The organism is Xanthobacter sp. BG11Y11_SDJG, assembly GCF_057364445.1.
Genome location: NZ_JBNFNU010000239.1, coordinates 1 through 6,609, shown reverse-complemented (window position 1 = coordinate 6,609; position 6,609 = coordinate 1). Strand labels below are relative to the sequence as shown.

Sequence of the window (6,609 nt, the reverse complement as noted above, 5' to 3'; positions counted from 1 at the left end):
ATGAGCACGGACATCACGCAGCTTCCTTCTTCACAGCCGCGACGATCTTCTGCGCCGCATCGTCCAGGTCATCGGCGGGGATCACGTTCAGCCCGCTCTCGCGGATGATCTTCTTGCCTTCTTCGACGTTGGTGCCTTCCAGGCGCACCACCAGCGGCACCTTGAGGCCGACCGCCTTCACCGCGGCGAGCACGCCGTTGGCGATTACGTCGCACTTCATGATGCCACCGAAGATGTTGACCAGGATGCCCTTCACGTTCGGGTCGGCGGTGATGATCTTGAACGCCGCGGTCACCTTCTCCTCGTTGGCGCCGCCGCCCACATCGAGGAAGTTCGCCGGCTCCTCGCCGTAGAGCTTGATGATGTCGAGCGTCGCCATGGCGAGGCCGGCGCCGTTGACCATGCAGCCGATGGTCCCGTCGAGCGCGATGTAAGCGAGGTCGTACTTGGACGCCTCGATCTCCTTCTCGTCCTCCTCCGTGAGGTCGCGCAGCTCGGCGAGCTCGGGATGGCGGAAGAGGGCGTTGGAATCGAACGTGACCTTGGCATCGAGCACGCGCAGCTGGCCGTCCTTGGTGACGATCAGCGGGTTGATCTCGAGCATGGCCATGTCCATCTCGGTGAAGGCCTTGTAGAGCACCGCCACCAGCTTGCCGGCCTGCTTGGCGAGCTCGCCGGACAGGCCCAGAGCGTCGGCCACCTTGCGGCCGTGGAAGCCCTCGACGCCGGTCGCCGGGTCCACCGAGAAGGTGAGGATCTTCTCGGGCGTGGCGTGGGCCACTTCCTCGATGTCCATGCCGCCTTCGGTGGAGACCACGAAGGCGACGCGGGAGGTGGCGCGGTCCACCAGCAGCGAGAGGTAGAATTCCTTCTCGATGTCGGAGCCGTCCTCGATATAGAGGCGGTTCACCTGCTTGCCGGCCGGGCCGGTCTGGATGGTGACCAGCGTCTTGCCCAGCATCTGGGAGACGAACTGCTTCACCTCGTCGACGGACTTGGCGAGGCGCACGCCGCCCTTCTCGCCGGCCTCGGGCTCCTTGAACTTGCCCTTGCCGCGTCCGCCGGCGTGGATCTGGGACTTCACCACCCAGAGCGGGCCGCCCAGCTCCTTGGCGGCCGCTTCCGCGTCCTCGACCTTCAGCACGGGCACGCCGCGCGAGACCGGGGCGCCGTATTTCTTCAGGAGCGCCTTGGCCTGGTACTCGTGAATATTCATCAGCTTCGTCCCCTAAAGGGTTGCGAAGTGCCCCTTCCCCCCGAGGCGGATGGCCGTGCGGACCCGGTCGGTCCCGACGGCCATGGCCCGCCACCATCCCGACAACGAGCGCACGGACCGCACGCCAGGGAGCGGAACATTCGTCTCCTCACCTTGTCCGGAGCGGAAAGCCCCGGCATGAAGACGGCACCCCTTGCGGCGTGCCGCCAATCCCATTGGCCGATCAGCGCCCGAGGCCGGGCGCGATCTTCAAACAGGCATCCACCAGCGTTTCCACGGCGGAAACCGACTTCTCGAACTGGGCACGCTCGGCGCGGTCGAGATGGACCTCCACCACGCGCTCGACCCCATGGGCGCCGATCACCGCCGGCACGCCCACATAGATGTCCTTCAGGCCGTATTCGCCGGAAAGATAGACCGCCGCCGGCAGCAGGCGCTTCTTGTCCTTGAGGTGGCTCTCCGCCATGGCAATGGCGGCGGCGGCCGGCGCATAGAAGGCGGCGCCGGTGCGCAGCAGCGTGATGATCTCGGCGCCGCCGTCGCGGGTGCGCTCCACCATGGCCGCGAGCCGCTCTTCGCTGGTCCAGCCCATGCGCACCAGATCCGGCACCGGGATGCCGCCCACGGTGCAGTAGCGCATCAGCGGGACCATCGCGTCGCCGTGTCCGCCGAGCACGAAGGCGGTCACGTCCTCCACCGAGACGTCGAACTCCTCGGCCAGGAAATAGCGCAGCCGTGCGCTGTCCAGCACGCCGGCCATGCCCACCACCCGGTGCGGGGGCAGGCCGCTCCAGCGCTGCAGCGCCCACACCATGGCGTCGAGCGGGTTGGTGATGCAGATGACGAAGGCATCGGGGGCATATTTGCCGATGCCGGCGCCCACCTGTTCCATCACGCGCAGGTTGATCGCCAGCAGGTCGTCGCGGCTCATGCCCTGCTTGCGCGGCACCCCCGCGGTCACCATCACCACGTCGGCGTCCGCGATGGCGTCATAGCTGTTGGCGCCGAGGATGCGGGCATCAAAGCCCTCGATGGGGGCAAGCTCGGCCAGATCCAGCGCCTTGCCCTGGGGCACGCCCTCTGCCGCGTCGAACAGCACGACGTCGCCCAACTCCTTCAGCCCGGCAAGAAGGGCGAGCGTGCCGCCGATCTGGCCGGCCCCGATGAGGGCGATCTTGCTTCGGGCCATCCAACTGTCCTCGGGGAGGCGCCTGCACAAGAGGTCGCAGGAGCCGGCGCTTGACTACTCCCATCCGCCAGGGGGTTCAAGCCGGCCGCGCTGCACAAATAGTGGCATGCGCGCCATTTCAGGGAGATGACGCGCCGCCATGGGACGAATAGGTCAGGGTGGGTGGCGGGTGTGTGCCCCCTGTTCCGGCTCCTCCTGCCGGCAGGGCGTGCGGCGGCGGCGGCAGCGCTGCCGGGAGCTCTTGTGAACACGGGCGGTGCGCACGCATTCGCGGCATTCGTGGACTGGCCGGACCGGCCGACGGGGACCGAATGCCGCCCTCCCTTCGTGATCGCCGGCCGACCCGGCGCTCAAAAATGGGGGGAACCTTCGCAATGCCTGGAAGAAATATGCGAAGGGAGGGCGGCCCGCCGCCTCCCCGCGCAACGGGAGGGCGGCAGCGCGGTAGGGCCGGCACGCCTGCGGCGCCGGCCCCGAAAGTCTCTGCCCTCCCCGCGCATCCGCCTAACGGCGGGGCGATCAATCAAAGGGGACCCTCGCAATGCCGGATCAAACAACAGCGAGGGGAGGGCAGCCAGTCCGCCCGTCCGGACCGAAGCCGGAGCGGAGCAGGTGGTGTTCCGTGGTCCTCCGAGAGCGCGATCCGATCAAATGGGACCAGTCTGATCGGTGAATCGCCCTCTAAACACTTGACACAGACGCGGTGTCCGATCGGCCTTGCGCGGCAGTGTGATGGCGCGTGCTCTAGCTTCCCGTCAGCGACGACAGGGGGACGAAAGCGGGCGAGGGCTTCGGTGCCGGCGGCCGGTCGGGATCGTTCTCGCGCAGCACCTTGAACACGCGCTCTGCGATCGGGCTCGAGGTGCAGAAATCCTCATAGGCGCGTTCCAGGTTGGTCTTGGCGGCGGCGAAGACCTCGTCCTCGCCGAGGCCGGAGAAATCGGTGGAGACCAAATACTGGCCCATGCGGCGCAGGATGTGCAGGCGCGCCACGTGCAGAATCTGCGGCTCATACCCGACGCCGAGGGTGTCGAAGAACTCCTCCGCGCTGGAGAGCGTCTGCAACCGATCGAGCACCGACATCTCAAACCTCCGAACTGAACGTCCAAACCGTGCCGTGCCGCCCTCAGGCCGCCGCATCCGTGGCCGGGCCGCGCGTCCTGTGCAACTCGCCTTGGAGATGGGTGAGGCGGGCCTCCAGGAACTCGATCCGATCCAGCAGCGAGACGATCGCCTCGCCCACCGGGTCCGGCATCAGGTGGTGCTCGAGGTCGATGCGGCCGTCGCCGAGCTTGCGCCGCTCGGCGAGCGCCTTCACCACCTTGCCGGGGATGCCCACCACGGTCATGTGCGGCGGCACATCCTCGATGACCACGGAATTCGCGCCCACCCGGCAGCCGGCGCCAACGGTGATAGGGCCGAGGATCTTGGCCCCCGCGCCCACCAGCACGCCGTCCTTCAGCGTCGGGTGGCGCTTGCCGGCGGTCCAGGACGTCCCGCCCAGGGTGACGCCGTGATAGAGCGTCACGTCGTTGCCCACCTCCGCGGTCTCGCCGATCACCACGCCGGCGCCGTGATCGATGAAGAAGCGCCGGCCGATGGTGGCGCCGGGATGGATGTCCACATTGGTCAGGAACCGCCCGAGCCACGACAGGAAGCGCGCCGGGAACTTGATGCCGCGCCGCCACAGCCGGCTCGCGAGCCGGTGCCAGACGATGGCGTGCACACCGGGATAGGTGAGCACGATCTCGAACGTGGCGCGGGCCGCCGGGTCGCGCGCCTTCACGCAGGCCACATCCTCGCGGATGAGCTGCCAGGTGGAGGTCGAGCGGGCGTCGGCGCCCGGCGGCTCGCCGAGCGCGGGTGGGGGCACCTTGGTGCCGCGCCATTTGCGGGGACCCATGATCATGGCTCAGGCCCCCATCACGGCGGCGTGGCGGCGGCGCAGCGCCTCCTCGGTGAAGCTGTCCTCGTAGAAGCGGCGCAGCACCTCGGGCGACACGCTCTGCTTGGTTCGGGTGGCGAAGGCGCGCACCCGGGCGAGGATGACCCGCCCGCGCGCCTCGTCTACCGCGAGGCCCTCGTCGGCGAGCGCCTTGGCGATGGCGGCCAGGCCCGAATGCTTGCCCAGCACCACCCGGTGGTCGCGGCCGAGCAGTTGCGGGCTCAGCGCCTCGTAGGTGGCGCGGTCCTTCAGGAGGCCGGCGACATGGATGCCGGATTCGTGGGTGAACACGTCGTCGCCGACGATCGCCTTGGAGCGGGCGAGCGGCCGGCCGGAAGCCCGGGCCACCAGTTCGGCGAGCGGCCTGAGGGCGACGGGATCGAGGCCGTCTGACTCGCGCGGTCTGGCGCAAAGCGATGGCGACTTCCTCCAACGCGGCATTGCCGGCGCGCTCGCCGAGCCCGGTGACGGTGACCGAGCAGTGGCGCGCCCCGCCGGAGACCGCCGCCAGCGTGTTGGCGGTGGCAAGGCCGAGGTCGTCGTGGGCGTGGAACTCGATCTCCAGGTCCGTCGCATTGGCGACCCGCCGCACCAGCGCATAGGCCGAGAAGGGATCGAGCACGCCCAGCGTGTCGGCAAGCCGCAGGCGGAAGGCGCCGGCCTCGCGCGCGGTCTCGGCGATGCGGCACAGGAATTCCTGGTCGGCGCGCGAGGCGTCCTCGCAGCCCACCGCCACCGTGAAGCCCAGCCGCCGGGCGAGGCCCACCACCCGGCGCAGGGTGCCGAGCGCCCACTCGCGGTCGCGGCCGAGCTTGCCCTTCAGCTGCCGGTCGGAGGAGGGGATGGAGAGGTTCACCGCGGTGACGCCGGCCGCCACTGCCGCCATCAGGTCGTCCTCGCTCATGCGGCACCAGGCGACCACACGCAGGGGCAGGTTCAGGGACGCGATGGAGCGCATCGTCTCCACCTCGTCGTCGCCCATGGCGGGGGTGCCGGCCTCGATCTCCGGCACGCCGGCGGCGGCGAGCGCCTCCGCAATCTCGATCTTCTCCCGCCGGGAGAAGGCGACGCCCGGCGCCTGCTCGCCGTCGCGCAGCGTGGTGTCGTTGAGGAGCACCGTGCGCGCCATGCCCAGGTCCAGCGGATTGGCGGACGGGGCGGGCCGCGGGGATCGGCCGGAGGAATTCGACGGAGACTTCGCGAGCATCATGCCCTCCCTGCCGCCCCCTGCGGCGGCGCGGCGACAAAGACTTGCATCAGCTGAAGGACTTGCCGCAGCCGCATTGGTTGCTGGCGTTCGGATTCTCGAACACGAAGCCGGAGGCGTGCAGCGACGTGACGAAGTCGATCTGCATGCCCTGCACCATCTGTTGCGAGCGCCCGTCGATGAAGAGCTTGACGCCCTCCTGCTCCAGCACCAGGTCGTCGGCGAGCGCCGTGGCCTCGAGCTGCATGGTGTATTTGAAGCCGGCGCAGCCGCCTTCCTCGACGCGGATGCGCATGCCTTCCATGGCGTCCGGCGACCGGGAGATGGCGGCCTTCACGGCGGTCGCGGCATTGTGGGTGAGGGTGATCATCGGTCTCGTCCCCAAAACGGCGATACGGTTCTGGGGCTGTACCTCGCAAGCCGTGTGCCAGAGTTGGAAATCAATAAAAATCAAATATTTGAATAGAATTCAGCAGATGTCGCGTTTGCGACAGCTGCTCGTGGTGCCGGCCGGCCTCGTTGCGCCTTGGCGGGTTCGCGACAGGCGGGGGCGGACCACCTCCGTAAAAGCACGTAGGCCGCAAAGCCTTGCGGGTCTTCTCCATCCTATATCTATCGGTATATATGTATCCCGCCGGCGCCGTGCCGGAGGAAGACACAAGGGCCGGACAATGAGGATCAGCGCGCGCAACCAGATCAAGGGCAAGGTGATCGCGGTGGATCACGGCCCCATTCCGGCCAGGTGACCATCGATATCGGCGGTGGCAACGTGCTCGTTTCGCACATCACCGAAGACTCGGTGAAGTCCATGTCGCTGGCCGTGGGCGACGAGGTGGTCGCCATCATCAAGGCGTCCAGCATCCTGGTGGGCAAGTAGCCGTCCGGTCCGCCGTCACGCTGCGGATATGGTCACCTGGACGTCGGCGGGTTTGGCCCAAATAGGGGGGCGGACGTGACGAGCACGCGCGCGCCCGCCGCCGCGTAGTCGGCCGCGTTGGCGGCATTCACCCCGCCCGCCGCCGCGATCGCGGCGGACTGGCCCGCGGCGGCCA

At 68.5% G+C, this 6,609-nt stretch carries 6 protein-coding genes and 2 pseudogenes; 1 reads left to right on the top strand and 7 read right to left on the bottom strand.

Annotated features, from left to right (window positions below; genetic code table 11):
* Positions 1 to 13: 13 nt before the first annotated feature.
* From sucC to AC2W7M_RS17145, 6 genes and pseudogenes are all read right to left on the bottom strand, one after another.
* Positions 14 to 1,216, bottom strand: coding sequence for an ADP-forming succinate--CoA ligase subunit beta (gene sucC, locus AC2W7M_RS17170; RefSeq protein ID WP_486133535.1), 1,203 nt, complete (start codon positions 1,214 to 1,216; stop codon positions 14 to 16).
* 223 nt (positions 1,217 to 1,439) lie between these two features.
* Positions 1,440 to 2,405 (bottom strand): malate dehydrogenase, encoded by a 966-nt coding sequence (gene mdh / locus AC2W7M_RS17165; protein WP_486133533.1) that lies wholly within the window; start codon positions 2,403 to 2,405, stop codon positions 1,440 to 1,442.
* Between the two features lie 744 nt (positions 2,406 to 3,149).
* Positions 3,150 to 3,488 carry a nitrogenase stabilizing/protective protein NifW gene (gene nifW, locus AC2W7M_RS17160; protein WP_486133531.1) on the bottom strand — a complete coding sequence of 113 codons (339 nt, stop codon included), beginning with the start codon at positions 3,486 to 3,488 and terminating at the stop codon, positions 3,150 to 3,152.
* A gap of 43 nt (positions 3,489 to 3,531) precedes the next feature.
* The gene (gene cysE / locus AC2W7M_RS17155) at positions 3,532 to 4,314 is read right to left on the bottom strand and encodes a serine O-acetyltransferase (protein WP_486133529.1); all 783 of its coding nucleotides are present in this window, start codon (positions 4,312 to 4,314) and stop codon (positions 3,532 to 3,534) included.
* Positions 4,315 to 4,317: 3 nt separating this feature from the next.
* Positions 4,318 to 5,479, bottom strand: a pseudogene (nifV, locus tag AC2W7M_RS17150) (homocitrate synthase).
* 127 nt (positions 5,480 to 5,606) lie between these two features.
* Complete coding sequence (locus AC2W7M_RS17145; protein ID WP_486133527.1) at positions 5,607 to 5,927, bottom strand: HesB/IscA family protein; 321 nt, start codon at positions 5,925 to 5,927, stop codon at positions 5,607 to 5,609.
* Positions 5,928 to 6,299: 372 nt separating this feature from the next.
* On the opposite strand from AC2W7M_RS17145, the gene AC2W7M_RS17140 reads away from it, so the two are divergent.
* Complete coding sequence (locus tag AC2W7M_RS17140; protein ID WP_486133526.1) at positions 6,300 to 6,434, top strand: TOBE domain-containing protein; 135 nt, start codon at positions 6,300 to 6,302, stop codon at positions 6,432 to 6,434.
* A 15-nt stretch (positions 6,435 to 6,449) separates the two neighbouring features.
* Here the strand turns inward: AC2W7M_RS17140 and AC2W7M_RS17135 are convergent.
* Positions 6,450 to 6,609 (bottom strand): annotated as a pseudogene (locus AC2W7M_RS17135) (ModD protein); the annotation flags it as partial.